The following is a 25,775-nucleotide window of genomic DNA, read 5'->3' as shown; positions in this document are numbered from 1 at the left end:
CTGGGGGCGGTCAATCGACTAGGAAACGACATGGCACATACTATTCACGTGGACGTGGTCTCGGCGGAAGAGGCGATCTTCTCCGGCGAGGCTGAATTCGTCGCGTTGCCGGGTGAAGCGGGCGAGCTGGGTATTTATCCCCGCCACACTCCGCTGATCACGCGCATCAAGCCGGGTGCCGTCCGTATCAAGGTGCCGGGCCAGGCTGTCGACGAATTCGTGTTCGTCGCAGGCGGCTTGCTGGAAGTTCAGCCGGACGCCGTGACCGTGCTGGCCGACACCGCGATTCGTGGCGCCGACCTGGACGAAGCCAAGGCTGCGGAAGCGAAGAAGCTGGCCGAAGAAGCACTGGCCAACCGTGATTCCAAGATCGACTACGCTGCTGCTCAGGCTGAACTGGCCGCAGCGGTGGCGCAGTTGGCCGCGATCCAGAAGCTGCGTCAGAAGCGCTGATTCACCGGCATCGCCCGCCGCTTGCGGCAACGGGAGCAAGACAAGAAAGGCAGCCTCGGCTGCCTTTTTTCATGCGCGCCCGGTAAAGGGGCGTGTATGCGCAACGTCCCTTGCCGTCGCAACGCATCTTCATCTCTCCTCTCTCATTCCTCGTTTTCTCTCCCCGGCCTCTCCTTCTTTCCATCTGCTCCGTCGGTCATCATGCCCACGCTGCGCGCGGCGCGCCTGTGTGCATCGCCGCGATGGGTTAAAGTTGAATGTCACGCGCCGGGTTCAGTCCGGCGCAGCAGCGCGGATCGCCACATCCGATCGAACCAATCCGCGTCGCCGGCATCATTCAATCATTGTGGTCGCGTTACTTGTGCCCTTGCGCGGGTAGCGCGACCCATCACAGGAGACACACATGGTGCCACTCGCCAGCGAACATGCCCGACAGCTTTCCTACCGCGCCGGCGGCAAGCCGGTGATCGCCGTGGTCGGTTTGTCCAATCGCCCCGAGCGCGCCAGCCATGACGTCGCCGCCTACATGCAGGCAGCCGGCTATCGCATCGTCGCGGTCAATCCCATGTATGCCGGCCAGACCATCCTCGGCGAGCATTGCCATGCCACGCTGGCGGAGGCCAATGCCGCGCTGGCGGAAGAGGGTCTGCGCATCTCCATCGTCGACTGCTTCCGCAAGTCGGCCGACATCCCGCCGGTGGTGGACGAAGCGATTGCCATCGGCGCGCAATGCGTGTGGATGCAGCTGGAGATCATGCACGAGGCGGCCGCCGCCAAGGCGCGTGCAGCAGGCTTGAAGGTGATCATGGACAAGTGCATCAAGATCGAGCACCGTATCGGCGACTTCCACGGCGTGCTTTGACGCCGGGCATGCCGGCAACACCACAACATTGACAACGACAAAAGCGAGACAACATGGCCAAGAAGATCGCCCCGCAATTCATCGTCGGACCGAAGACCCTGATCAAGGACGACAGCGCCTCGCAAAAGCCGCTGTCACTGGGGGACAAGGAAAAGGATCGCACCGAGATCGCGCGCCTGGCCGGTCTCATCGGCGAGCAACAGCAAATGTTCTACGCCGCGCGCAAGCACAAGCTGCTGGTGGTCCTGCAAGGCATGGATACCAGCGGCAAGGACGGCACCGTCAATGACGTGTTCGCCGGCGTCAACCCGCAAGGCATCCGCATCGCCAATTTCAAGGCGCCCAGCGCGCTCGAGCTGGCGCACGACTATTTGTGGCGCATTCATGAGCAGGTACCGGTGGCGGGCGAGATCGCCGTGTTCAATCGCAGCCATTACGAGGACGTGCTGATCACGCGCGTGCACGACTGGATCGACGACAAGGAATGCAAGCGCCGCTATCGCCAGATCAACGACTTCGAGCGCATGCTGGCCGAGACCGGCACCGTAGTGCTCAAGTTCTTCCTGCATATTTCCAGGGACGAGCAGAAGGCGCGCCTGCAGTCGCGCATCGATGATCCCAACAAGCACTGGAAATTCGACGCCCAGGACCTGGCCGAGCGCAAATATTGGGACAGCTACCAGCAGGTCTATCAGAACGCGCTGCGCGCCACCAGTACGACGCATGCGCCGTGGTACGTGGCGCCGGCCGACTCCAAGCCGCATCGCAACCTGGTGGTGGCCAATGTGGTGCTGGAGACGCTGCAAAAACTGAAGTTGAAGTATCCGGATCCGAAGCCGGAACTGAAGAAGCTGAAGTTCGATTGAGCAGATTCGTTCGGCGCAGTGTTCCGAACCGACCGAAACGCCATGCAGGGTAGGTTCGTATGGGCCTGCCGTCCCGACGTAGCCCGGGGTCTGGCGTTGTCCAACGAATGTCGGAGCGCGACGAGCGTCGCTGGCGGCCCGGCCTTCGCCCGGATGACGGAAAGACAAAGGCCGGCGCCATTTGCTTGGCGCCGGCCTTCTTCATGCCGGGCGAACTGCTCGTTCGCCTTGCCGGCTCAGCTTATTTCAACCACTTGTCGAACACCTGCTGATACTCGCCGGTGGCCTTGGCCAGGTGCAGCCAGGTATCCACGTAGGCCTTGAAGGCCACATCGCCGCGCGGCAGCATGTAAGCCTTCTCGGCGAACTGCAACGGCTGCTCCGGGTTGACCGGGCACAGCTCGTGATGCAGCTTGGCCTGCCACATGGTCTCGCTGGCGTCGGTCACCATCACGTCGGCCTTGCCGTCCACGATCTGCTGGAAGATGGTGACGTTGTCCGGGTGCAGCGTCAGCGTGGCGTGCTTGTAGCGGGTACGCGCGAAGCGCTCGTTGGTGCCGCCCGGATTGACGATGGCGCGCGTGCCGGGCTGGTCGATCATCTCGAAGTTGCGGAATTTTTCCTTGTCGGCGCAGCGCACCACGGGCGCCTTGCCGTCCACCATGGTGGGCGTCGAAAAACCGGCCTTCTTCGCACGCTCCAGCGTGATCGACACGCCCCCCATGGCGATGTCGCACTGGGCGATGAAGTCATTCATCAGGTTGCTCCAGGTAGTCTTCACGAACTGCGCTTCCACGCCCAGCGACTTGGCCAGCGATTGCGCCAGCTCCACATCCATGCCTTCGAAGCTCTGGTCGGGACGGTAGTAGGTGAAGGGCTTGTAGTCGCCGGTCATGCAGACGCGCAGCTTGCCGGATTTGAGTACTTGGTCGAGGCGTGACGACGCGCCGTCGTCGGCCAGCGCGGGACGCATGGCCAGTGAAAGTGAGGCGAGGGCGAGGCCGGCCAACAGCGCGGCGCGGATGAACTTCTTCATGCAGGTCTCCTGTTTGATGTTTTGGCAAGGCGGCGCGCTGGTCGTTGGTCTTGATGCGCCGCCTGTTGCTGTGTTGCAGCCCGACGATCATAGCAAAAGCGGCCATCCTTTCGTAGGACAACGCGCCGTTTCTGAACTCCCCCGGCAGGCGGCTTACTAAAAGGACGTCACCGAACGCAAATCTGGGAGATGCACATGCTCAAGCTGAACGATCCGGCGCTGCTGCGCCAGCAGGCCTATGTGGACGGCAAGTGGGTAGACGCCGACGACGGCCAGACAACGACCGTGAAAAATCCTGCCAATGGCCAAGCTATCGGCACCATTCCCAAGATGGGCGCGGCCGAAACCCGGCGCGCCATCGACGCCGCCGATGCCTCATGGAAAGGCTGGCGAGGCAAGACTGCGGCCGAGCGCGGCAAGATCCTGCGCAAGTGGAGCGAGCTGATGCTGGCCAACGCCGACGACCTGGCGCTGATCATGACCACCGAGCAGGGCAAGCCGCTGGCCGAGTCCAAGGGCGAGATCGGCTACGCCGCGTCCTTCATCGAGTGGTTTGGCGAAGAAGCCAAGCGCGCTTACGGTGACGTGATCCCGTCGCCGCTGGGGGCCAACCGCATCGTCGTCACCAAGGAGCCGATCGGCGTTTGCGCGGCGATCACGCCGTGGAATTTCCCGGCCGCGATGATTACCCGCAAGGCCGGGCCGGCCTTGGCCGCCGGTTGCCCGATGGTATTGAAGCCGGCCGGCGCCACGCCGTTCTCCGCGCTGGCGCTGGCGGTGCTGGCCGAGCGCGCCGGCGTGCCCAAGGGCGTATTCAGCGTGGTGACCGGCTCGTCCTCCGAGATCGGCGGTGAGATGACTGCCAACCCGCTGGTGCGCAAGCTCTCCTTCACCGGTTCTACCGACATCGGCCGCAAGCTGATGGCGCAATCCGCGCCCACCATCAAGAAGCTGTCGCTGGAGCTCGGCGGTAACGCGCCCTTCATCGTGTTCGACGATGCCGACCTGGACGCGGCCGTCGCCGGCACCATCGCCTCCAAATACCGCAACGCCGGCCAGACCTGCGTGTGCGCCAATCGCATCTACGTGCAGGATGGCGTCTACGACGCTTACGCCGCCAAGCTGGTGGAAGCCGTCAAGAAACTCAAGGTCGGCGACGGCACCGGCGAGGGCGTCACGCAAGGTCCGCTGATCAACGAGGATGCGGTGAAGAAGGTCGAGGAGCATCTGGCCGATGCCACTGGCAAGGGCGCCCGGGTGCTGCTGGGCGGCAAGCGCCACGCGCTCGGCGGCACCTTCTTCGAGCCCACCGTGCTGCTCGACGTCACGCCGGCCATGCGCGTGGCGCGCGAGGAAACCTTCGGCCCGATGGCGCCGCTGTTCCGCTTCAAGACCGATGAAGAAGCCGTAGCGCTGGCCAACGATACCGAGTTCGGCCTGGCCAGCTATTTCTACTCGCGCGACATCGGTCGCATCTGGCGTGTGGCCGAGGGACTGGAGTCGGGCATGGTGGGCATCAACACCGGCTTGATTTCGAACGAGGTGGCGCCGTTTGGCGGCGTCAAGCAATCCGGCCTGGGACGCGAGGGCTCGCACTACGGACTGGACGACTACCTGGTCATCAAGTACCTCTGCATGGGTGGCATCTGATCCGGCGCGCGCAGGTCGCGCGCGGCGATTTGCCGCCGCCACGACCTGCGTCAATATCAGCGCGCGGCTATACGGACAATTAGCCCGGAAACGCCGCGCGCGGGATGAGATAATGGCGGATTGACGCAAGATAGCTTTAGGCCGCCCTATGTCCCAATCCCAATTCGCCCCGCTGAAAAACGATACCTTCCTGCGCGCACTGCTGCGCCAGCCCACCGACTACACCCCGCTGTGGCTGATGCGCCAGGCCGGCCGCTACCTGCCGGAATACCGCGCCACGCGCGCTCGCGCCGGTTCCTTCATGGGCCTGGCCACCAATCCTGACTACGCTACCGAAGTGACGCTGCAGCCGCTGGAGCGATTCCCGCTGGACGCCGCGATCCTGTTCTCCGACATCCTGACCGTGCCCGACGCCATGGGCCTGGGCCTGTATTTCGCCGAAGGCGAGGGCCCCAAGTTCGAGCGTCCGCTGCGCGATGAAGTCGCAGTCAAGGCGCTGCAGGCGCCCGACCTCGGCAAGCTGGACTACGTATTCAAGGCCGTCACCCAGATCCGTCGCGAGCTGGACGGCCGCGTGCCGCTGATCGGCTTCTCCGGCAGCCCGTGGACGCTGGCCTGCTACATGGTCGAAGGCGGCGGCTCGGACGACTTCCGCCTGGTCAAGAGCATGCTCTACAGCCGCCCCGACCTGATGCACCACATCCTGAAGACCAACGCCCAGGCCGTGGCCGCCTACCTGAACGCCCAGATCGACGCCGGCGCCCAGGCGGTGATGATCTTCGACACCTGGGGCGGTGCCCTGGCCGACGGCATCTACCAGCAGTTCTCCCTGGCCTACATGGCCGAGGTGGTCAAGCAGCTGAAGCTGGAAAAGGACGGCGAGCGCATTCCCGCCATCGTCTTCACCAAAGGCGGCGGCTTGTGGCTGGAGCAGATTGCCGCCATCGGCGCCGACGCCGTGGGCCTGGACTGGACCGTCAACCTGGGCGAGGCGCGCCGCCGCGTGGGCGACAAGGTCGCGCTGCAGGGCAATCTCGACCCCAACGTGCTGTTTGCCGGCGACGACGCCATCCGCGCCGAAGTGCGCAAGCTGCTGGAATCCTTCGGCAAGCCCGGCGCCGGCAGCGGCCATGTCTTCAACCTGGGCCATGGCATTTCACAATTCAGCCCGCCCGAGGCGGTTGCGACGCTGGCCCAGGCGGTGCACGAAATCAGCCGTTCGATGCGCGCCTGACGCGTTTTTCTTGCGTCATCGGCCGTGTGAACCGCGATGGCGCAGAAAATAGACGGCTTGGCAAGAGGATTTCACACTTATGCACATTTCTGGCTCGCCCCATATTGAGAATCACTCATATCGATATCTGAATTCGAGTGAGCGAGTGTTTTTGCTAAGTGCATGATTTTATTGATTTTATTTTTTGATGCGATTTTGGGCAATCGCTCGAAAGCGCCTGCCTTGGCGGGCTGCGGGGCTGTCAAGAGGCACTTGTCAACAAAGTTATCCACAAGAATTGTGCATAAGCTCAAAAGCACTTTGTAAACCGTCGTTTACGTGCGCTTTTGACGTTTTACTTTAAATTTGTAGGACGACTCCGGGCGGTGCATGCCGGAAATTTCCGGTCGACAGATGTCGGAGAACGCTTGACAAAAGTACGTTCACTCATCCCGTAGTCGGCACTTATGCACATCAACAGCGGCCGGCAGGGAGCCCAAAAATATTTATGAAAATTTTTTTGCGGCTAGGGAGTTAAATTATAAGTATTTGATTTTATTGGATTTATTTTTTGCGTTTGATTTGGGCATTTTAGCGGATACCGCATGCAGACTCGCTGAAGGGCTGTCAATAGCCACTTGTCCCCAAAGTTATCCACAGAATTTGTGGATAGATCAAAAAAAGCCAATGAAACCAATAGTTAGCTCAGTTTTTCAGGAATCACATTAAGTTCGTGGAACAACGCATCCTTCAGGTCGCCCTCGATACCCCCTTGCATACCGTCTTCGATTACTGTTGGCGGCCGCAGGAAGTGGGCGAGCCGGTTCCCGCCGTCGGTCATCTGGTGGTGGTGCCCTTCGGTCGCCGCGAGGCCGTGGGCGTGGTGGTCGGCCATGCCGACGCCAGCGAGCTGGGGGCCGACAAGATCAAGCAGGTGATCGCCGTGCGGCGCCAGCTGGCGCCCTTGTCGGCGCACTGGTTGGCGCTGGCCGGCTTCGCTGCGGACTATTACCAGCGCCCGCTGGGCGAAGTGATGCTGCCCGGCCTGCCCAAGAATCTGCGCGCGCTGACCACGGTGGCGCTGGACAAAGCCCTGAAGGCGCTCGACAAGACGCCTGCGCCCAAGAAGCGCAAAGCGAGGTCCAAGGCTGCCGACGCCGCGCCGGCAGAACCGGCGCCCCCGCCGGAAGCCTTGCCCGACCCCATGCAGTTCGGCCCGGCGCCGCCGTTGAATACGGCCCAGCAGGAGGCCGTCGACGCCATTGCCCAGGCGCGCGGCTTCGCGCCGCTGCTGCTGTACGGCGTCACCGGCAGCGGCAAGACCGAGGTCTACCTGCAGGCGGCCGCTGCCATCCTGCAGTCCGAGGCGGCGGCTGCCCCGGCCGAGTCCGCAGACGCGCACGCGCAAGCCTGCGCGCAGATCCTGGTGCTGGTGCCCGAGATCAACCTCACGCCGCAGCTGGAAGGCAACATCCGCGCGCGTTTCCCGCACCTCAACGTGGTGGCGCTGCACAGCGGCCTGGCCGAGGGCGAGCGCGCCCGCAACTGGCTGGCGGCCCACCTGGGGCAGGCGCACATTGTGCTCGGCACGCGCCTGGCCATCCTGTCCTCGCTGCCCAGGCTGAAGCTGATCGTCATCGACGAAGAGCACGATCCCTCCTACAAGCAGCAGGAAGGCCTGCGCTACTCGGCGCGCGACCTCGCCGTGTGGCGCGCGCACCAGCTGGGTATCCCGATCGTGCTGGGTTCGGCCACGCCGTCGCTGGAAACCTGGCAGCATGCCCAGGCCGGCCGCTACCGCCGGCTGGAGCTGCGCCAGCGCGCGGCGCAGCAGGCGGTGTTGCCCAAGGTGAAAGTGGTCGACATGGAGCGCGACAAGCCGGTCGACGGCCTGACCTCGACCCTGATCACGGCCGTGCGCAAGCGCCTGGAAAACGGCGAGCAGTCGCTGCTGTTCCTGAATCGGCGCGGTTATGCGCCGGTGCTGGCGTGCGACGCCTGCGGCTGGATCAGCAACTGCATGCGCTGCGACGCCTTCATGGTGGTGCACCGTCCGGAACGCCGGCTGCGTTGCCACCACTGCAGTCTGGAATTGCATATCCCCAAGTCCTGCCCGACCTGCGGTAACGTCGACCTGCAGCCGCTGGGGCGCGGCACGCAACGGGTGGAAGAAGGCCTGCACGCGATCTTCCCGGAGGCGCGCGTCTTGCGCATCGACGCCGACTCCACGCGGCTCAAGGGTTCGGCCCAGAGCGCCTTCGACAGCGTGCACCGCGGCGAGGTGGATATCCTGATCGGCACCCAGATGGTGGCCAAGGGCCATGACTTCAAAAAGCTCACGCTGGTGGGCGTGATGAATCCCGACACCGCGCTGTTCTCGCACGACTACCGCGCCAGCGAGCGTTTGTTCGCGCAGCTGATGCAGGTGGCCGGGCGCGCCGGGCGCGCCGGCCTGTCGGCCGACGGCAGCTCCGGCGAAGTGCTCATCCAGACCCGCTACCCGCACCATCCGCTGTACCAGGCCGTGATGCGCCACGACTACGACGGCTTTGCCGGCGAGCTGCTGGAAGAGCGCCGCCAAGCCTATTTCCCGCCGTTCATGTACCAGGCCCTGCTGCGCGCCGAAGCGCGCGAGCTGGAGCAGGCCATGGCTTTCCTGCAGGAGGCCGCCGCCATGCTGGAGGCGCCGGCTATCACCATCAACGAGCCCATCCCGATGACCATGATGCGGGTGGCCAATACCGAGCGCGCGCAACTGCTGGTGGAGTGCGCTTCGCGTCCGGCCTTGCAGGCTTTCCTCAAGGAATGGCTGGCGCTGCTGCGGCAGGTGAAGACGCGTGCGCGCTGGTCGTTGGAGGTCGATCCGGTCGATATCTGAGGCCGTCGCTTTGCGCCATGCAGAGCCGGCTTGCCGCCCGGATCCGGCATTTCGTCGCAAAGCGCTGGGCTGCCGCCTCATCCGGCCCTAGCCTTGCTCCTGTTCTCATCCATTGCACAGGAGCATTCCATGATCGTCGCCATCCTCTCCCACACGCCGCTGTGGGTCTGGCCGCTGCTGGCCTTCCTGATCTACCGTGGCTGGCAGGCCAGCCGCGACCGCGAGACCGGCCTCGTCAAGACGCTGGCCTTGCCGCTGGTGATGCTGGCGTTGTCGCTGTCGGGCTTGTTCGGCACCTTCGAGACACATCCGCTCAACGCCCTGCTGGGCGCGGGCGCACTGTTGGTGTCGGCGCTGCTGAGCTTCGGCAGCCGCGCCGCCCGGGCGATCCGGGTGGACGCCGCCAGCCGCCGCATCGTCCAGCGCGGCAGCTGGCAACCGCTGTTGCTGACGCTGAGCATCTTTGCCGTCAAATACGCCGCCGCAGTCACCCTGGCGCTGCACCCGCAACTGGCCGCGCAGGCCTGGTTCGCCCTGCCGCAGGCCTTGCTTTACGGCGCGTTCGCGGGCGTCTTTGCCGGCCGTTTGTTGCGAATCCTGCATCTTTATCGACGCGCCGCCGCCGACGGCGCCCAGGCGCCGGCCGCGATCGGCTGAGCGGCCGGCGGGGCGGATGGCAAAAAGGCGGCCCGCGCGGCCGCCTCGGGGGCGCAAAGCGGATCGGCAAGCCGGTATAATCTCGGCTGCTCAATTAAATAAGTCAGCGCTCTTTCGCGTGGCATGGGTGACACCTGATCTGACACCTGATTCCGCCCGCAGCTGCTTCCGCCTTAAGCCATTCCCATGCTCGCACAACAGAAACAAAGCATCTCCGACCTGTTTTCCTCCGCCCTGAAGCCCATCCTGGACGGCACCGACCTGCAGCCGAACATCGCTCTGGAGCGTCCGCGCGACGCCTCGCACGGCGACGTCGCCTGCAACATCGCCATGCAGCTGGCCAAGCCGCTGAAGAAGAATCCGCGCGAGCTGGCGCAGGCCATCGTGGCCGCGGTGATGGCCGATCCGGCCCGTGAAGGCCTGGTCGAGTCGGCCGAGATCGCCGGCCCCGGTTTCATCAACCTGCGCGTGGCGGCCGCCGCCAAGCAGGCGGTGGTGAAGGTGATCCATGAGCAGGGCGCCGATTTCGGCAAGAGCCGCGCCGGCGAGGGCAAGAAGGTGCTGGTCGAGTTTGTCTCGGCCAATCCGACCGGTCCGCTGCACGTCGGCCACGGCCGCCAGGGCGCGTTGGGCGATGCGCTGTCGTCGCTGCTGGAAGTGCAGGGCTACGACGTGCTGCGCGAGTTCTACTACAACGACGCCGGCGTGCAGATCGCCACGCTGGCCACCTCGGTGCAGGCGCGCGCGCGCGGCTTCAAGCCGGGCGACGCGCAGTGGCCGGAGTCGGCCTACAACGGCGACTACATCGGCGACATCGCGCGCGACTTCCTCGACAAGAAAACCGTGTCCGCCAGCGACGGCGAGCCGGCTACCGCCAGCGGCGACGTCGAGGACATCGAGTCGATCCGCCGCTTCGCCGTGGCCTACCTGCGCCATGAGCAGGACCTGGACCTGCAGGCCTTCGGCGTGAAGTTCGACAACTACTACCTGGAGTCCTCGCTCTACGCCGACGGCAAGGTGGCCGCCGCGGTCGAGGCGCTGGTCGCGGCCGGCAAGACCTACGAGCAGGAAGGCGCGCTGTGGCTGCGCACCACCGACTATGGCGACGACAAGGATCGCGTCATGAAGAAAACCGACGGCACCTACACCTACTTCGTGCCCGACGTCGCCTATCACATCAACAAATGGCAACGTGGTTACGGCAAGGTCATCAACATCCAGGGCAGCGACCACCACGGCACCATCGCGCGCGTGCGAGCAGGCCTGCAGGCGGCCGGCGTGGGCATCCCGCAGGGCTACCCCGACTACGTGCTGCACAAGATGGTCACCGTCATGCGCAACGGCGAGGAGGTCAAGATCTCCAAGCGCGCCGGCTCCTACGTCACACTGCGCGACCTGATCGAATGGTCGACCGGCGAGGCCGTCGAGGGTGAAGCCCGTGACCTGACCCGCGGCCGCGATGCGGTGCGCTTCTTCCTGATTTCGCGCAAGGCCGACACCGAGTTCGTGTTCGACGTCGACCTGGCGCTGGCGCAGTCCGACGAAAACCCGGTCTACTACGTGCAGTACGCCCACGCGCGCATCTGCACCGTGCTGGGCAAGTGGGGCGGCAACGAGGACGAGCTGAAGAACGTCGCCGACCTGTCGCCGCTGACCGCGCCGCGTGAAGCCACGCTGCTGGCCAAGCTGGCCGAGTATCCGGAAATGCTGGCGCATGCGCTGGCCGAGCTGGGCCCGCACCAGGTCGCCTTCTACCTGCGCGATCTGGCAGGCGAACTGCATAGCTACTACAATGCGGAACGCGTGCTGGTCGACGATGTCCCAACCAAGTCCGCACGCCTGGCCCTGTTGGCCGCCACCCGCCAAGTGCTGCGTAACGGCCTCGCGCTGTTGGGCGTGTCGGCGCCGGCCCGCATGTAAAACAAGTCCAAGCCGCTAAAAGAGAAACGTGAAACAGTTGAACGCGAAACATCAAAAGCAGGCCGGCGGCACGCTGCTGGGCCTGATCCTGGGTTTGATCGTCGGTCTGGGCATCGCCGTGGGCGTAGCGCTGATGATCACCAAGTCGCCGATTCCCTTCGTCAACAAGGTGGTGCGCCCCGAGCGCGCCGATCCGACGCCGGCGCAGGCGGCCGATCCCAATCGTCCGCTGTACGGCAACCGCGACATCGCGCGCGAGGCCGCCCGCGAGCAGCAGCAGTCGCAGACCCCGGTGCCGCCCAATACCGCCGCGGCCCAGCCGGTCGCCCCGGTGGCGCCGACGCCGGCGCCGACTCCCGCGCCGGCCAAGCAGCCTGACGCCAAGGTGGCCGACGCCAAGCCGTCTGCGGCCGCGCCGTCCAAGAACGACGCCGACGACAAGTGGACCTACTTCCTCCAAGCCGGCGCCTTCCGCGACCAGAACGATGCCGAAAGCGCGCGCGCCAAGCTGGCCCTGCTCGGTTTCGAAGCCCGTGTGACCGAGCGCACCGCCGACAGCGGCGTGCTGTACCGCGTGCGCATCGGTCCCTTCGACCACGCTGAAGCAATGAACCGGACGCGCAGCAAACTGTCCGATAACGGGGTTGATGCGGCGATCGTTCGCATTCCCAAGTAAGCGTCAAGAATCAGGAGCGCGTTCGGCCCGGCATCAGGGGATGGCCGGGGCAAACGGGTTCCGGGGCCGGCCGGATGGCGGGCCTTTGTCGAATATCCATCAGAGAGGGTAATTTCATGCGTTTCTATCAACAGCTGCTGGCCGCCGTCAGCTTTGGCGTGCTGGCCCTGTCGGCCGGTGTGAATGCGTCGGCCTCGCCGGCCAATCCGCAAGTCGGCACCGACTACCGTGTGCTGGAGCAGGCCCAGCCCACCGACTCGGGCAACAAGGTCGAAGTCACCGAGTTCTTCTGGTTCGATTGCCCGCACTGTGCGGCCTGGGATCCGTCGCTGACCGCATGGGTCAAGAAGCAGGGCGACAAGATCAACTTCAAGAAGGTGCCGGTTGCCTTCCGCGACAGCTTCGTACCGCAGCAAAAGCTGTACTACACGCTGGAAGCCATGGGCAAGGCCGATGAGCTGACCCCGAAGATCTTCCACGCGATCCACGTCGAAGGCCAGCGCATCAACACCGACAAGACCATCCTGGCCTACATCGAGAAGGCCGGCATCGACAAGCAGAAATTCCTGGACCTGTACAACTCCTTCGGCGTGCAGACCAAGGCCCGCCGCGCAGCGCAGCTGCAGGAAGCCTACAAGGTCGACGGCGTGCCGATGATCGCCATCGACGGCCGCTACGTGACCTCGCCGGCCGTGGTCGGCGTGGCGCTGGCCAACCAGCCGGAATCGATGCAGCAGGCCGCGGCGCTGCAGGTGATGGATCACCTGGTCGCCAAGGCCGCTGCCGAGAAGGCCGCCGGCGGCAAGAAGAAGTAATCGCGCAAGATCCGGAAACGGTCCGCGTCCGCAAGGCCGCGGACCGTTTTCATTTCCAGTCACTCATTTCACCAGCGGGGACAGCATGGCAGAACTCCACGGCGCGACGGCGCGGCAACGCGTCTTTCTGACCGGCGCCTCCAGTGGCATCGGCATGGCGCTGGCGCGCGCCTATGCGCAGCAAGGGGCGGTGCTGGGTTTGGTGGCGCGGCGCGCCGCCGAGCTGGAAGCCTTGCGCGCCAGCCTGCCTGCCCCCGATGGGCAGGCGCATCGCGTCTACGCGCTTGATGTCACCGACCACGCCGCGCTGCAGTCGGCGGCCGAGGCCTTCATGGCCGAGTTCGGCGGCGCCGACGTGGTGATCGCCAACGCCGGCATCTCGCAAGGCACGCTGACCGAGTACCAGGAAGACCTTGCTGCCTTCGAGCGCATCATGGCGGTCAACGTCACCGCCGCCTTCGCTACCTTTACGCCCTTTGTTGCGCGCATGAAGGCCTTGCCCGAAGCGCAGCGACGCCGCTGTCGCCTGGTCGGCATCGGCAGCGTGGCGGGCATCCGCGGCTTGCCGGGCGCCGAGGCCTATAGCGCCTCCAAGGCGGCGATGATCAGCTATTGCGAATCGCTACGCGTGGAGCTGCGCGCCTGCGGCATCAAGGTGGTGACGGTCGCGCCCGGCTACATCGATACGCCGATGACGCAGGTGAACCACTACCGCATGCCTTTCCTGATGCCGGCCGATCAATTCGCCGAGCGCGCGCGCCGGACCATCGAAGACGGCGTCAGCTACCGCGTCATCCCGTGGCAGATGGGCGTGGTCGCCAAGCTGCTCAGGGCGCTGCCGAACTGGCTGTACGATATGGCTTTCGCACGTGCTCCGCACAAGAAACGCAACCTGTAATCCCCGCGGCGGCCCGCCTTTTGCCGCCTGCGCCCCGCATCTGCATCTGGAGTTCACATGAAGATCATTTTTGCCGGCACGCCGGAATTCGCCGCCGTCGCGCTCGAAGCGTTGTACGCCGCCGGTCACGACATCACCCTGGTGCTGACGCAGCCCGATCGCCCGGCCGGGCGCGGCATGCAGCTGCAGGCTTCGCCGGTCAAGCAGTGCGCGATCAAGCACGGCACGGCGGTGGCGCAGCCGGTGTCGCTGCGCCTGAACGGCAAGTATCCCGAGGTGGCGCAAGAGGCGCACGCGCTGCTGCATGCCACGCCGCACGATGTGATGGTGGTCGCGGCCTATGGCCTGATCCTGCCGCGCAGCGTGCTGGACATCCCGCGTCACGGCTGCATCAACATCCACGGTTCGCTGCTGCCGCGCTGGCGCGGCGCCGCGCCCATCCATCGCGCCATCGAGAGCGGCGACGCCGAGACAGGCATCACCATCATGCAAATGGAAGAGGGCCTGGACACCGGCCCCATGCTGCTGATCGAAAGCCTGCCCATCGGCGACGAAGACACCACCGGCAGCCTGCACGACAAGCTGGCTGCGCTGGGCGGCAAGATGATCGTCGAGGCCCTGGCCAAACTGGAGCAAGGGAAGCTGCCGGCCACGCCGCAGCCGGAAGAGGGCGCCAACTACGCCGCCAAGATCGCCAAGGAAGAAGCCGCGTTGGACTTCTCGCAAAGCGCGCAGCAGCTGGCGCGCCGCATCCGCGCCTTCAATCCCTTCCCGGGCGCCACCGGTCGTGTCGGCGAGACCGTGATCAAGCTGTGGCAGGCGCGTCCGGTGACGGTGGCGCAACGCGGCGAGCCGGGGCAGGTGCTGTCGGCCGACGCCCAGGGCGGCATCGTGGTGGCTTGCGGCGAAGGCGCCCTGTTGCTGACCGAGCTGCAAAAGCCGGGCGGCAAGCGCCTGGCCGCCTCCGAATTCCTGAAGGGCTTCGCGCTGGAGGGCGCGCGCTTCAGCTGATCAGCTGATTTTCTCCAGGCCGGCCGCCGCGCGTTGTCAGGGCACAGGCAGCGCGCTGGCCGGCTTGATCTCTTCCATGCACACCATCGAGCGCACCCCTGCCACGCCCGGCACCTGCATCAGGCGGTCGGTCAGAAACGCCGACAGGCTCTTGAGGTCGCTCGCCACCACTTTTAACAGATAGTCGAAGTCGCCGGAGATGGTGTAGCACTCCAAAATCTCCGGAAACTGCCGTATCGCCTTTTCCACGCTGCGCACCTGCTTGAACTGCTCGCGCGCCAGCGAGAGGCTGACGAAGGCCGTCACGCCCAGCCCCAGCGCGGCCGGCTCCAGCTGCGCCGTATAGCCGCGAATCACTCCCTCCTGCTCCAGCCGCTGCACGCGCCGGTAACACTGCGGCGGGGACAAGTGCGCGCGCTCGGACAATTCGACGTTGCTGGCGCGGCCATTGGCTTGCAGGGTTTCCAGGATGATGCGGTCAAAACGATCGAATTTTTCCATGATGGTGGAGATGGAGAAAGAATCGTGCGTATTTTAATGAAATGAGGAATTAAAAAGAAACAAAATTTCATAGGTTGGAAACTATCATGTATCCAGGGGATGAACCACCGCGCGCTCCCGGGTTCTATGGAAGACGAGGGGCATGCATCAGCATCACGTGCACGGGCAGGGAGGCGCCATGAATGCAAGGATCAGCAACCCGCATATCGACCTGGAAGAGCGCTATTGCGCGCACAACTACGCGCCGCTGCCGGTAGTGCTCAGCCGCGGCGAGGGCGTGTGGCTGTGGGATGACCACGGTCGTCGTTACCTGGACATGATGTCGGCCTATTCGGCGGTCAGCTTCGGCCATGCGCATCCGCGCCTGGTGGCCGCGCTGGCGACGCAGGCGCGGCGGCTGGCAGTGACCTCGCGCGCGTTTCACAGCGATCGCCTCGGCCTGTTTTTGCAGCGGCTGTGCGAGATGACCGGCATGCCACGTGCCTTGCCGATGAACAGCGGCGCCGAGGCGGTGGAAACCGCCATCAAGGCGGCGCGCAAATGGGGCTATCGCCATCGCGGCGTGGCGGACGGCCGGGCCCGCATCATCGTGTGTCGCGGCAACTTCGCCGGGCGCACCACGACCATCGTCGGCTTCTCGTCGGAGGCGCAATACCGCGCCGGCTTCGGCCCCTTCGACGGCGGCTTCGACCAGGTGCCCTTCGGCGACGCCGCCGCGCTGGAAGCGGCCATCACGCCAGACACGGTGGCCTTCCTGGTGGAACCCATCCAGGGCGAAGGCGGCATCGTGACGCCGCCTGACGGCTATCTGCGCCGCTGCCGCGAGATCTGCTCGCGGCATGGCGTGCTGCTGATCTGCGACGAGGTGCAGACCGGCCTGGGGCGCACCGGTCGCCTGCTGGCCTGCGACCACGACGACATCCGCCCGGACGGCCTGATCCTGGGCAAGGCGCTCGGTGGCGGCCTGCTGCCGGTGTCGGCCTTCCTGGCCGGTGGCGAGGTGATGGATGTCTTCACCCCGGGCGACCACGGCAGCACCTTCGGCGGCAACGCCTTGTCCGCTGCGGTGGGGTTCGAAGCGCTGGGTTTGCTGCAGGACGGCGAGCTGGTCGCCAATGCCCGCGAACAGGGGCGCCGCCTGGCCGACGGCCTGCACCGCATTGCGCATCCGGCCTTGCGCGAGGTGCGCGGGCGCGGGCTCATGCTGGGAATGGAGCTGGACCCGCGCTACATCAAGGCGCGCGCCTTTTGCGAGCGGCTGATGGCCTGCGGCGTGCTCACCAAGGAAACGCACGAGACCGTGGTGCGCCTGGCGCCGCCGCTGGTGATCGCCGGCGAGGAAGTGGACGTCGCGCTGCAAGCCATCCGCGACGTGTTCCAGGGCGTGCCGCAGCATCACGCTGCGCCTGCCGCCCATTGAGACGACAGATCAGAAAGACCCGCAACGCCAACCAAGGAGAACGTTCATGAAGCCACAACGCCACGATGCATTCCTGATGTGCCCGCCTGAGCACTTCGAGGTCTCCTATGTGATCAATCCCTGGATGGAGGGCAACGTCGCCCATGCCGATCTGAGCCTGGCCGCCCGCCAATGGCGCACGCTGCGCGACGGCCTGGCGCAGGTCGCCACGGTGCACGAGATGCCCGCGGCCGCCGGCGTGCCGGACATGGTCTTTACCGCCAACGCCGGCTTGGTGCTGGAGGACAAGGTGGTGCTCTCGCGCTTTCGCCATGCCGAGCGCCAGGCCGAGGAGCCGCGCTTCAAGGCCTGGTTCGAGGAGCAGGGGCTGCGCGTATTGACCATGCCGGACGGCATCGCCTTCGAAGGCGCCGGCGACGCGCTGCTGGACCGCCAGGCCGATCTGCTGTGGATGGGCTATGGCCATCGGACCGACGTACGCGCCGCGCCGCTCATCGCCGGCTGGCTGGAAATCGAGGTGCAGTCGCTGCAGCTGGTGGATCCGCGCTTCTATCATCTCGATACCTGCTTTTGCCCGCTGCAGGGCGGCTATCTGATGGTCTACCTGCCGGCCTTTGACGCCGCCTCGCGCAAGGCGATTGCCGCCCGCGTGCCGCCGCATCGTTTGATCGCAGTGGGCGAGGAAGACGCCCTGGCGTTCGCCTGCAATACCGTCAACGCCGGCCGTCACGTGTTCCTTAACCGCGCATCGGCCGCGCTGCGCACGCGGCTGGAGGACACGGGTTTTGCGGTGCACGAGACGCCGTTGTCCGAGTTCATGAAAGCCGGCGGCGCCGCCAAGTGTCTCACGCTGAAGTTGAACGAGCCGCGCCGTCATGCTGCCAATGCGCCGTCGCGCGGCGACGACCGGCGCAGCGCCTGACGAGCGAATCTTCATCCTTTGCAAAGCACATGGCCCGCGATTGCGGGCCATGTTGCATTGAGCGGCGCGATGGATGCGATGGATGCGATGGATGCGCCGCAGCCTCAGGCGTGTTGCCTGAGCACCTGCGGCAGGTGGCGCCAGAACAATTCGGCGCCGAGATGCACCTTGGCCTCCCAATCGCCGGCCGCGTCATCGTCGGCGCCGTCGGTGATGAACTTGAAGGCGCGCCACGGCACGCCGAAGTGGCGGCACACGCGGGCGATGGCGAACAGTTCCATGTCCACCAGGTCGACCTTCTGCTCCAGCAGCCAGGCGTCGCTGGCGGTGACGAAGCTGTCGCCGGTGCCGCATACCACGCCAGGATGACCCGATTCCAGGCGCGGCGGTTGCTCGTCGACCGGCATCAGCGGCGTCACCCCGCGCGGCGCCAGCGGCATGGCCAGCATGTCGCGCTGAAGCACCGTGGCGACTTCCAGCAGGCCGTCATGACCGAGGTCGACCTTGCCGGCGGTGCCGAAATTGATCACCAGTTCCGGTTGGCGTTCCAGGATGGCCTGCGTGGCGATGAGGGCGGCATTGACCTTGCCCACGCCGCAGTAGAGCACCTCGATGCCCGGCGGGGCATCGGCGGCGTTCAGTTCATGTGGCAGAGCGGTGAGGATCAGGACGCGCGTTGCTGTCATGGGAAGTTGTCGGTTTGAAATGTTTTGCGTGGCGGCCGGCCGACCTGAGGGCGGGGAAGGGCGCGGCTTTGCCGTATAATCGAGGGTCTATTTTTGCCCATGAAAACCGGTCGCAGACAGCCGGTTTTTTTATCCCCGGGCCGCATTGTTGCCGAAACAAGAGAAGAACGCCAGATGAAGCCGAACGAACTTTGCCAGACCGAATTGCTGTTGCGTGACCTGATGTCCAAGCGCATCCTGATCCTCGACGGCGCCATGGGCACCATGATCCAGCAATACAAGCTGACCGAGGAAGACTACCGCGGCAAGCGCTTCGCCGACTTCACCGTGCCCGGCAAGGAAATGTTCGTCAAGGGCAACAACGAGTTGCTCTCGCTGACGCAGCCGCACATCATCCAGGAAATCCATGAGAAATACCTGGCCGCCGGCGCCGACCTGATCGAGACCAATACCTTCGGCGCCACCAGCGTGGCCCAGGACGACTACCACATGGCCGAGCTGGTCTACGAGATGAACGTGGAGTCGGCCCGCCTGGCGCGCGCCGCCTGCGACAAGTACTCGACGCCGGACAAGCCGCGCTTCGTGGCCGGCGCGCTCGGCCCCACGCCCAAGACCGCCTCGATCTCGCCGGACGTCAACGACCCCGCCGCGCGCAACGTCACCTTCGACCAGCTGGTCGCGGCTTATCTGGAGCAGACCCGCGCGCTGGTGGAAGGCGGCGCCGACGTGCTGCTGGTCGAGACCATCTTCGATACCCTGAACTGCAAGGCTGCGCTGTTCGCCATCGACACCTTCTTCGAAGAATCGGGCAAGCGCCTGCCGATCATGATCTCCGGCACCGTCACCGACGCCTCGGGCCGCATCCTGTCGGGCCAGACCGTGACCGCGTTCTGGAACTCGATCCGCCACGCCCGTCCGCTGACCGTGGGTTTGAACTGTGCGCTGGGCGCGGCGCTGATGCGCCCCTACGCGGAAGAGCTCTCCAAGATCGCCGACACCTACGTCTGCATCTACCCCAACGCCGGCCTGCCCAACCCGATGAGCGACACCGGCTTCGACGAGACGCCTGACGTCACCTCGGCGCTGCTGAAAGAATTTGCCGAGAGTGGCTTCGTCAACGTCGCCGGCGGCTGCTGCGGCACCACGCCGCCGCACATCAAGGCGATCGCCGAGACCGTGGCCAGCATCGCCCCGCGCAAGCTGCCCGAGGCCACGCACGAGATGCGCCTGTCGGGCCTGGAGCCGTTCACCATCAATGACGACTCGCTGTACGTCAACGTCGGCGAGCGCACCAACGTCACCGGCTCCAAGGCCTTCGCCCGCCTGATCCTCAACGAGCAATACGACGAGGCGCTGGCGGTGGCGCGCCAGCAGGTCGAGAACGGCGCCCAGATCATCGACATCAACATGGACGAAGCGATGCTCGACTCGGTCGCCGCCATGACCCGCTTTTTGAACCTGATCGCCTCCGAACCCGACATCGCGCGCGTGCCCATCATGATCGACTCCTCCAAGTGGGAAGTCATCGAGGCCGGCCTGAAGTGCGTGCAGGGCAAGTCCATCGTCAACTCCATCTCGATGAAGGAAGGCGAGGAGAAATTCCTGCGCGAGGCCAAGCTGTGCCGTCGCTACGGCGCCGCCGTGATCGTGATGGCCTTCGACGAAGTCGGCCAGGCCGACACCTTCGCCCGCAAGATCGAGATCTGCGAGCGCGCCTATCGCCTGTTGGTGGACAAGCTGGGCTTCCCGCCGGAAGACATCATCTTCGACCCCAACATCTTCGCCGTCGCCACCGGTATCGAAGAGCACAACAACTACGCGGTCGACTTCATCGAAGCCACCCGCTGGATCCACCAGAACCTGCCCTACGCCAAGATCAGCGGCGGCGTCTCCAACGTCTCCTTCAGCTTCCGAGGCAACGACCCGGCGCGCGAGGCGATCCATACCGTGTTTCTGTACCACGCCATCAAGGCCGGCATGACCATGGGCATCGTCAACGCCGGCATGATCGGCGTGTATGACGATCTGCCGGCCGAGCTGCGCGAGCGCGTTGAGGACGTGGTGCTGAACCGCCGCGAGGACGCCACCGAGCGCATGATCGAATACGCCGCCACCCTGAAGGCCGGCGACAAGAAGGAAGAAGCCACGCTGGAGTGGCGCAACGAACCGGTCGAGAAGCGCCTGTCGCACGCGCTGGTGCACGGCATCACGCAATGGATCGTGGAAGACACCGAAGAAGCGCGCGCGCAGATTGCCGCGCGCGGCGGTCGCCCGATCCACGTGATCGAAGGCCCGCTGATGGACGGCATGAACGTGGTCGGCGACCTGTTCGGCCAGGGCAAGATGTTTCTGCCGCAGGTGGTGAAGTCGGCGCGCGTGATGAAGCAGGCGGTGGCCCACCTGATCCCCTTCATCGAAGAAGAAAAGCGCCAGCTGGAGATCGAGACCGGCGTGGTGGCCAAGCCCAAGGGCAAGATCGTGATCGCCACCGTCAAGGGCGACGTGCACGACATCGGCAAGAACATCGTCACCGTGGTCCTCCAGTGCAACAACTTCGAGGTCGTGAACATGGGCGTGATGGTGCCGTGCTCGCAGATTCTGGCCAAGGCCAAGGAAGAGAATGCGGACATCATCGGCCTGTCCGGCCTGATCACGCCGTCGCTGGAAGAGATGGCCTACGTCGCCAAGGAAATGCAGCGCGACCCGTATTTCGCCGGGCTGAAGATGCCGCTGCTGATCGGCGGCGCCACCACCTCGCGCGCGCACACCGCGGTGAAGATTGCGCCGAACTACGACGGCCCGGTGGTCTACGTGCCGGACGCCTCGCGCGCCGTGTCGGTGGCGCAGTCGCTGCTGACCGACGAGCAGAAGGGCGCCTACGTGGCCGAGCTCAACGCCGACTACGAACGCATCCGCGAGCAGCACGCCAACAAGAAGGCGGCGCCGATGCTGGCGCTGGCCGCCGCTCGCGCCAACAAGACCAAACTGGACTACGCGCCGGTCAAGCCCAAGTTCATCGGCCGTCGCGTATTCAAGAACGTCGACCTCGGTCTGTTGGCCAACTACATCGACTGGGGCCCGTTCTTCCAGACCTGGGACCTGGCCGGCCCGTATCCCGCCATCCTGACCGACGAGGTGGTGGGCGAAGCCGCCAGCAAGGTGTTTGAGGAAGCGCAGGCGATGCTGAAGAAGATCGTTGACGGCCGCTGGCTGACCGCCAACGGTGTCGTCTCGCTGTTGCCGGCCAACACGGTGAACGACGACGACATCGAGATCTACACCGATGACAGCCGCAAGGAGGTCGCCTTCACCTACTACGGCACCCGCCAGCAGACCGAGAAGCCGGTGGTGGACGGCGTGGCGCGCCCCAACCAGTGCCTGTCGGACTTCATCGCGCCCAAGGAATCGGGCATCAAGGATTACATCGGCCTGTTCGCCGTCACCTCGGGCCTGGGCATCGAGAAGCACGAAAAGCGCTTCGAGGATGCGCACGACGACTATTCGTCCATCATGCTCAAGGCCCTGGCCGACCGCCTGGCCGAAGCCTTCGCCGAATACCTTCACGAGCGCGTGCGTACCGACCTGTGGGGCTACGTGCCGGACGAAAAGCTCAGCAACGTCGAGCTGATCAAGGAAAAGTACGTCGGCATCCGCCCCGCGCCGGGCTATCCGGCTTGCCCTGAGCACACCGTCAAGGTGGACGCCTTCCGCGTCATGCAGTGCGAGGAGATCGGCATGCAGCTGACCGAGTCCTACGCCATGTTCCCGGGCGCGGCGGTATCGGGCTTCTATTTCGCCCATCCGCAGTCCAAGTACTTCGTGGTCGGCAAGATCGGCGACGACCAAGTGGAAGACATGGCCAAGCGCCGCGGCGTGCCCAAGGAGGAGATCGAGCGCTGGCTGGCGCCCAACCTGTAACCCGGTTGGCAAGCCGGTTTGCGGCGTACTGGCGTTGCCAGTCGCCGCAGCGCCGGATACACTTGAATTCGTCAGCCGTCCTGCTATCATCCTCCGCCCGCCGCCTGCCATCACCTGCGACATGATCGATTCCGCCGACAACGCCACCCACCCGCTGCCCGTCACCGAGGCCACCCGCCTGCACTTTTCCGACAGCGCGCGCAGCACCTTCACGGTCGACCTCGGCCAGGATCTGCTGGGTGACTGGGTGCTGACCCAGACCTGGAACGCCAGCCAGCAGCGCGGCGGCGGCAAGCGCATCGTGGTGGACGGACACGAGGCGGGCTTGGTGATGCTGGAGAAGATCGCCCGGCAGAAGGAGCGCAGCGGCTTTAACCAGGTGCCCTATCACGTGCGCTCGGACTGGCGCTGAGCTGACGCATCCGCGCGTTGGCGTTATCTCCCTGAAAAGGCCGCCCACCGGGCGGCTTTTGTTTTGGCGCGGCATCAGCGTGCGCGATGCAGGCCCGCCAGCAATGGAAATGACCCCGTGTTAGTCTGTTCAGCCCGCGACGCCGTCTGCGCGACATGATGCCGCCGCGACAATGACAACCAGACAATAACAACCAGGCGCGCCGCCTCACGATAAAAACACGGAGACAATGAGTGGATTCCACTACATCCAGCCACGCCGCCGGCCGGCATCAGGTTGACTCGTCCTACGCCGCCATGCGGCTCTTCATCACGCTGATCCTGATGATTGTCGGCGCCAGCGGCATGTACGTCATGGCGGTGGTGTTGCCGGCGGTGCAGGCCGAATTCGGCGTCGACCGCGGCCTGGCGTCGCTGCCCTATACGCTGACCATGCTGGGCGTCGGTGCTGGCGGCATGCTGATGGGCCGCATGGCCGACAAGCGCGGCATCATGACGCCGTTGATGCTGGGCGGCGCCTGCCTGGGCGGCGGTTTCATCGCGGCGGCGCTGGCGCCTAATATCTGGGTCTTCATGGCGGCGCACTGTATCTTGATCGGGCTCTTGGGCACCTCGGCCACCTTTTCGCCGCTGGTGGCCGATACCTCGATGTGGTTCCTGAAGCGGCGCGGCATCGCCGTGGCGGTCTGCGCCAGCGGCAACTACCTGGGCGGCGCGATCTGGCCGCCCATCGTGCAGCACTTTGTCGACGCCGTGGGTTGGCGCCAGACCTATATCGGCCTGGGGCTGATCTGTGCGGCGGTGATGTGTTCGCTGGCGTTGCTGATGCGCGCGCGCCCGCCGGCACAGATGGCCACTGCAGGCACGGCCCGGGTCGCTGCGGGCGATCGTCCGTTCGGCTTGTCCGTCAATGCGGCCCAGCTGTTGCTGTGCGTGGCCGGCATTGCCTGTTGCGTGGCGATGGCCATGCCCCAGGTGCACATCGTCGCCTACTGCGGCGACCTCGGTTACGGCCCGGCGCGCGGCGCCCAGATGCTGTCGCTGATGCTGGCCTGCGGCGTGGTCAGCCGGCTGGTCTCGGGCGCCATCTGCGACCGCATCGGCGGCCTGCGCACGCTGCTGCTGGGCTCCTTCCTGCAGGGCACGTCGCTGCTGCTGTTCCTGCCGTTCGACAGCCTGGCCTCGCTGTATGTGATCTCGGCGCTGTTCGGCTTGTTCCAGGGCGGCATCGTGCCGTCCTACGCCATCATCGTGCGCGAATATTTCCCCGCCGCCGAGGCCGGCCAGCGGGTCGGCGCGGTGATCATGACCACCATGTTCGGCATGGCCATCGGCGGCTGGATGTCGGGCAAGATCTTCGACTTGACCGGTTCCTACCACGCCGCCTTCGCCAACGGCATCGGCTGGAACCTGCTCAACTTCGCCATCGCCTTCCTGCTGCTCACGCGCGTGCGCGGGATGCGTATGAAGGCCGCCTGATTGCCGGCAAAAGCGCTTCGGCCGCGGTTGGCAGCCGGGGCGCTTTCGGCTACGCTGTGCGCAAATAACTCGAATCAAGATTTGCCCTCACAGCCATGCTGATCCTCTTCCTCAAAGCCGTTGTCCTGATCCCCATCACGCTGTTGCCTATCCTCAATCCGCTGGGCATCGCGCCGGTGTTCGCCAACCTGCTGGGCAACGTCAGCCGCAGCACCGAAAAGCGCATCGCGCGCCAGGTGGCGATCAACTGCTGGTTCATGCTGGTGGCGGCGATCTTCATCGGTTCGCACGTGCTGACCTTCTTCGGCATCTCGCTGCCCATCGTGCGTGTGGGCGGCGGTTTGCTGGTGGCGGTATCGGGTTGGAAGCTGCTCAACGACAACAGCCAGGACAGCTCCATCCCGACCCAGGTCGCCAAGAGCTACGACGAAGACCTGCCGGACGAGGAGATCAAGGCACGCAGTTTCTTCCCGATGAGCTTCCCGCTGACGGTGGGGCCGGGCACCATCGCCGCGTCGATCACGCTGGGCGCGAACACGCCCACGCGGCTGCTGGACTGGGTGATCTCGGTGGGTAGCGCGGCGCTGGGTGCGGCGCTGACGTCGGTGGTGATTTTCCTGTGCTACAACTACGCGCACAAGCTGGTCAACCTGATGGGGCGGCTGGGGACGATGGTGGTGCTGCGCCTGTCGGCCTTCATCCTGCTGTGCATCGGCATCCAGATCTTCTGGTCGGGTTTGTCGGCCTTGCTGGCGGAGGCGGGGATCAGCGGCGTGGCGCCGTAATGTTGTGATGCAGGGTTGATGCCGCGACGCGCGGCATCGGCGGCTTATTTGAGCCAGCCCAGTTCGTCCAGCGCATCCTGCACCAGCTCCAGCCGCAGCAGCGGATTGTCCAGCGCCAGCAGGCTTTGCTTCATCTCCACCGGCACTGGCATCATCTCGGCCCAGCGGTTGGCGACCCAGCCGCAGTCGCCCAGGCGGAACGGCTGCGCGATCGGCACTTCGCTCTCCGGCAGGCCTTGGCGCATCACCGATTGCAGCAGGTGCTCCAGCGCCTGCGCGGTGTTCTTCAATTCGTCGGGAACGGCCACCGCGTGGTCGGCCTCCATGATCTCCACCTCCGCCGTCCATAGCCCGTGCTTTTGCTGCTCGGCCTGCAGGATGCGAAAGCGCTCGGCGCCGCTGCAGGCGATGCGCATCAGCCCCACGGACGGCGTCGACCATTCATTGATGCGCGCCACAGTGCCCACACCGACAAAGCGTTCGGTCTGTCCCGGACGACGCACTTCCGATCCTTCCGTCAGCGCCACCACGCCGAAGCCGCTGCCGTCGGCGATGCACTTGCTGATCATGTCCAGGTAGCGCACCTCGAAGATCTGCAGCGGCAGCCTTCCCTCCGGGAACAGCGTGCTGGCCAGGGGAAACAGCGGGATGGTCTGCGCCGAGATCGGCGGACGGGGTGTGGCGGGGGCGGCGGGCATGGTCAGCTCCGCCGCTGCGC

Annotated in this window: 23 protein-coding genes; 19 read left to right on the top strand and 4 right to left on the bottom strand. The window is 65.2% G+C overall.

From position 1 onward, the window contains the following. Window positions 1-30: 30 nt before the first annotated feature. The 3 genes from J8I26_RS20095 (at window position 31) to J8I26_RS20085 (ending at window position 2,181) form a co-directional block, all read left to right on the top strand. The gene (locus tag J8I26_RS20095) at window positions 31-453 is read left to right on the top strand and encodes a F0F1 ATP synthase subunit epsilon (protein ID WP_209608887.1); all 423 of its coding nucleotides are present in this window, start codon (window positions 31-33) and stop codon (window positions 451-453) included. A 403-nt stretch (window positions 454-856) separates the two neighbouring features. Further along, on the top strand, window positions 857-1,315 hold the full coding sequence (locus tag J8I26_RS20090) for a CoA-binding protein (protein WP_209608886.1): 459 nt from the start codon (window positions 857-859) through the stop codon (window positions 1,313-1,315). A 53-nt stretch (window positions 1,316-1,368) separates the two neighbouring features. Next, window positions 1,369-2,181, top strand: coding sequence for a polyphosphate kinase 2 family protein (locus J8I26_RS20085; RefSeq protein ID WP_209608885.1), 813 nt, complete (start codon window positions 1,369-1,371; stop codon window positions 2,179-2,181). Between the two features lie 241 nt (window positions 2,182-2,422). Here the strand turns inward: J8I26_RS20085 and J8I26_RS20080 are convergent, their stop codons facing one another. Continuing rightward, window positions 2,423-3,217: a transporter substrate-binding domain-containing protein gene (locus J8I26_RS20080; RefSeq protein ID WP_209608884.1), complete on the bottom strand. Its 795-nt coding sequence runs from the start codon at window positions 3,215-3,217 to the stop codon at window positions 2,423-2,425. Between J8I26_RS20080 and J8I26_RS20075 the strand changes: the two genes are divergently transcribed. The 10 genes from J8I26_RS20075 to fmt all read left to right on the top strand — a co-directional run bounded on the left by J8I26_RS20075 (window position 3,204) and on the right by fmt (window position 14,935). Next, on the top strand, window positions 3,204-3,377 hold the full coding sequence (locus J8I26_RS20075) for a hypothetical protein (RefSeq protein ID WP_209608883.1): 174 nt from the start codon (window positions 3,204-3,206) through the stop codon (window positions 3,375-3,377). The two genes, J8I26_RS20080 and J8I26_RS20075, sit on opposite strands and share 14 nt — an antisense overlap. Before the next feature lie 35 nt (window positions 3,378-3,412). Beyond that, the gene (gene gabD / locus J8I26_RS20070) at window positions 3,413-4,867 is read left to right on the top strand and encodes an NADP-dependent succinate-semialdehyde dehydrogenase (protein WP_209608882.1); all 1,455 of its coding nucleotides are present in this window, start codon (window positions 3,413-3,415) and stop codon (window positions 4,865-4,867) included. A 148-nt stretch (window positions 4,868-5,015) separates the two neighbouring features. Beyond that, window positions 5,016-6,101 (top strand): uroporphyrinogen decarboxylase, encoded by a 1,086-nt coding sequence (gene hemE, locus J8I26_RS20065; protein WP_209608881.1) that lies wholly within the window; start codon window positions 5,016-5,018, stop codon window positions 6,099-6,101. A gap of 712 nt (window positions 6,102-6,813) precedes the next feature. Next, entirely contained in the window at window positions 6,814-8,958 is a 2,145-nt protein-coding gene (locus J8I26_RS20060; RefSeq protein ID WP_209608880.1) for a primosomal protein N', read from the top strand. Window positions 8,959-8,988: 30 nt separating this feature from the next. After that, the gene (locus J8I26_RS20055; RefSeq protein ID WP_348635348.1) at window positions 8,989-9,615 is read left to right on the top strand and encodes a DUF6622 family protein; all 627 of its coding nucleotides are present in this window, start codon (window positions 8,989-8,991) and stop codon (window positions 9,613-9,615) included. 186 nt (window positions 9,616-9,801) lie between these two features. Beyond that, window positions 9,802-11,535 (top strand): arginine--tRNA ligase, encoded by a 1,734-nt coding sequence (gene argS, locus J8I26_RS20050; RefSeq protein ID WP_209608878.1) that lies wholly within the window; start codon window positions 9,802-9,804, stop codon window positions 11,533-11,535. 28 nt (window positions 11,536-11,563) lie between these two features. Next, window positions 11,564-12,211: an SPOR domain-containing protein gene (locus J8I26_RS20045; protein ID WP_209608877.1), complete on the top strand. Its 648-nt coding sequence runs from the start codon at window positions 11,564-11,566 to the stop codon at window positions 12,209-12,211. Between the two features lie 116 nt (window positions 12,212-12,327). After that, window positions 12,328-13,026: a thiol:disulfide interchange protein DsbA/DsbL gene (locus J8I26_RS20040; protein WP_209608876.1), complete on the top strand. Its 699-nt coding sequence runs from the start codon at window positions 12,328-12,330 to the stop codon at window positions 13,024-13,026. A gap of 85 nt (window positions 13,027-13,111) precedes the next feature. Next, window positions 13,112-13,924 (top strand): SDR family oxidoreductase, encoded by an 813-nt coding sequence (locus tag J8I26_RS20035; RefSeq protein WP_209608875.1) that lies wholly within the window; start codon window positions 13,112-13,114, stop codon window positions 13,922-13,924. 57 nt (window positions 13,925-13,981) lie between these two features. After that, a complete protein-coding gene (gene fmt / locus J8I26_RS20030; RefSeq protein WP_209608874.1) occupies window positions 13,982-14,935 on the top strand; it encodes a methionyl-tRNA formyltransferase in 954 nt (317 codons plus the stop codon). A gap of 36 nt (window positions 14,936-14,971) precedes the next feature. Here the strand turns inward: fmt and J8I26_RS20025 are convergent, their stop codons facing one another. Then, window positions 14,972-15,436 (bottom strand): Lrp/AsnC family transcriptional regulator, encoded by a 465-nt coding sequence (locus J8I26_RS20025; RefSeq protein ID WP_209608873.1) that lies wholly within the window; start codon window positions 15,434-15,436, stop codon window positions 14,972-14,974. 178 nt (window positions 15,437-15,614) lie between these two features. Here J8I26_RS20025 and rocD point away from each other — a divergent pair, with 178 nt between their 5' ends. Then, the gene (rocD, locus tag J8I26_RS20020; RefSeq protein WP_209608872.1) at window positions 15,615-16,856 is read left to right on the top strand and encodes an ornithine--oxo-acid transaminase; all 1,242 of its coding nucleotides are present in this window, start codon (window positions 15,615-15,617) and stop codon (window positions 16,854-16,856) included. 46 nt (window positions 16,857-16,902) lie between these two features. Further along, on the top strand, window positions 16,903-17,778 hold the full coding sequence (locus J8I26_RS20015) for an arginine deiminase-related protein (protein WP_209608871.1): 876 nt from the start codon (window positions 16,903-16,905) through the stop codon (window positions 17,776-17,778). Window positions 17,779-17,882: 104 nt separating this feature from the next. Here J8I26_RS20015 and J8I26_RS20010 read toward each other — a convergent pair whose 3' ends face one another. After that, window positions 17,883-18,464: a 5'-methylthioadenosine nucleosidase gene (locus tag J8I26_RS20010; protein ID WP_209608870.1), complete on the bottom strand. Its 582-nt coding sequence runs from the start codon at window positions 18,462-18,464 to the stop codon at window positions 17,883-17,885. A 174-nt stretch (window positions 18,465-18,638) separates the two neighbouring features. On the opposite strand from J8I26_RS20010, the gene metH reads away from it, so the two are divergent. The 4 genes from metH (at window position 18,639) to J8I26_RS19990 (ending at window position 25,057) form a co-directional block, all read left to right on the top strand. Further along, complete coding sequence (gene metH / locus J8I26_RS20005) at window positions 18,639-22,382, top strand: methionine synthase (RefSeq protein WP_209608869.1); 3,744 nt, start codon at window positions 18,639-18,641, stop codon at window positions 22,380-22,382. Window positions 22,383-22,503: 121 nt separating this feature from the next. Beyond that, window positions 22,504-22,794, top strand: coding sequence for a hypothetical protein (locus tag J8I26_RS20000; RefSeq protein ID WP_209608868.1), 291 nt, complete (start codon window positions 22,504-22,506; stop codon window positions 22,792-22,794). Window positions 22,795-23,090: 296 nt separating this feature from the next. Further along, window positions 23,091-24,272: an MFS transporter gene (locus J8I26_RS19995; RefSeq protein WP_209608897.1), complete on the top strand. Its 1,182-nt coding sequence runs from the start codon at window positions 23,091-23,093 to the stop codon at window positions 24,270-24,272. 95 nt (window positions 24,273-24,367) lie between these two features. After that, on the top strand, window positions 24,368-25,057 hold the full coding sequence (locus tag J8I26_RS19990; RefSeq protein ID WP_209608867.1) for a MarC family protein: 690 nt from the start codon (window positions 24,368-24,370) through the stop codon (window positions 25,055-25,057). Between the two features lie 44 nt (window positions 25,058-25,101). Here J8I26_RS19990 and J8I26_RS19985 read toward each other — a convergent pair whose 3' ends face one another. Beyond that, window positions 25,102-25,755, bottom strand: coding sequence for an LON peptidase substrate-binding domain-containing protein (locus J8I26_RS19985; RefSeq protein WP_209608866.1), 654 nt, complete (start codon window positions 25,753-25,755; stop codon window positions 25,102-25,104). Window positions 25,756-25,775 lie beyond the last annotated feature (20 nt).

It is taken from the genome of Herbaspirillum sp. LeCh32-8 (assembly GCF_017814915.1).
In the GTDB taxonomy this organism is placed as follows: Bacteria; Pseudomonadota; Gammaproteobacteria; order Burkholderiales; family Burkholderiaceae_D; genus Herbaspirillum.
This window is presented reverse-complemented; position numbering and strand designations above follow the sequence as displayed.

Coding starts and splice junctions, on each gene's coding strand:
- J8I26_RS20095 (WP_209608887.1), top strand. CDS start 31: ATGGCACATACTATTCACGTGGACGTGGTCTCGGCGGAAGAGGCGATC.
- J8I26_RS20090 (WP_209608886.1), top strand. CDS start 857: ATGGTGCCACTCGCCAGCGAACATGCCCGACAGCTTTCCTACCGCGCC.
- J8I26_RS20085 (WP_209608885.1), top strand. CDS start 1,369: ATGGCCAAGAAGATCGCCCCGCAATTCATCGTCGGACCGAAGACCCTG.
- J8I26_RS20075 (WP_209608883.1), top strand. CDS start 3,204: ATGAACTTCTTCATGCAGGTCTCCTGTTTGATGTTTTGGCAAGGCGGC.
- J8I26_RS20080 (WP_209608884.1), bottom strand. CDS start 3,217: ATGAAGAAGTTCATCCGCGCCGCGCTGTTGGCCGGCCTCGCCCTCGCC.
- gabD (WP_209608882.1), top strand. CDS start 3,413: ATGCTCAAGCTGAACGATCCGGCGCTGCTGCGCCAGCAGGCCTATGTG.
- hemE (WP_209608881.1), top strand. CDS start 5,016: ATGTCCCAATCCCAATTCGCCCCGCTGAAAAACGATACCTTCCTGCGC.
- argS (WP_209608878.1), top strand. CDS start 9,802: ATGCTCGCACAACAGAAACAAAGCATCTCCGACCTGTTTTCCTCCGCC.
- J8I26_RS20040 (WP_209608876.1), top strand. CDS start 12,328: ATGCGTTTCTATCAACAGCTGCTGGCCGCCGTCAGCTTTGGCGTGCTG.
- J8I26_RS20035 (WP_209608875.1), top strand. CDS start 13,112: ATGGCAGAACTCCACGGCGCGACGGCGCGGCAACGCGTCTTTCTGACC.
- fmt (WP_209608874.1), top strand. CDS start 13,982: ATGAAGATCATTTTTGCCGGCACGCCGGAATTCGCCGCCGTCGCGCTC.
- J8I26_RS20025 (WP_209608873.1), bottom strand. CDS start 15,436: ATGGAAAAATTCGATCGTTTTGACCGCATCATCCTGGAAACCCTGCAA.
- rocD (WP_209608872.1), top strand. CDS start 15,615: ATGAATGCAAGGATCAGCAACCCGCATATCGACCTGGAAGAGCGCTAT.
- J8I26_RS20015 (WP_209608871.1), top strand. CDS start 16,903: ATGAAGCCACAACGCCACGATGCATTCCTGATGTGCCCGCCTGAGCAC.
- J8I26_RS20010 (WP_209608870.1), bottom strand. CDS start 18,464: ATGACAGCAACGCGCGTCCTGATCCTCACCGCTCTGCCACATGAACTG.
- metH (WP_209608869.1), top strand. CDS start 18,639: ATGAAGCCGAACGAACTTTGCCAGACCGAATTGCTGTTGCGTGACCTG.
- J8I26_RS20000 (WP_209608868.1), top strand. CDS start 22,504: ATGATCGATTCCGCCGACAACGCCACCCACCCGCTGCCCGTCACCGAG.
- J8I26_RS19995 (WP_209608897.1), top strand. CDS start 23,091: ATGCGGCTCTTCATCACGCTGATCCTGATGATTGTCGGCGCCAGCGGC.
- J8I26_RS19990 (WP_209608867.1), top strand. CDS start 24,368: ATGCTGATCCTCTTCCTCAAAGCCGTTGTCCTGATCCCCATCACGCTG.
- J8I26_RS19985 (WP_209608866.1), bottom strand. CDS start 25,755: ATGCCCGCCGCCCCCGCCACACCCCGTCCGCCGATCTCGGCGCAGACC.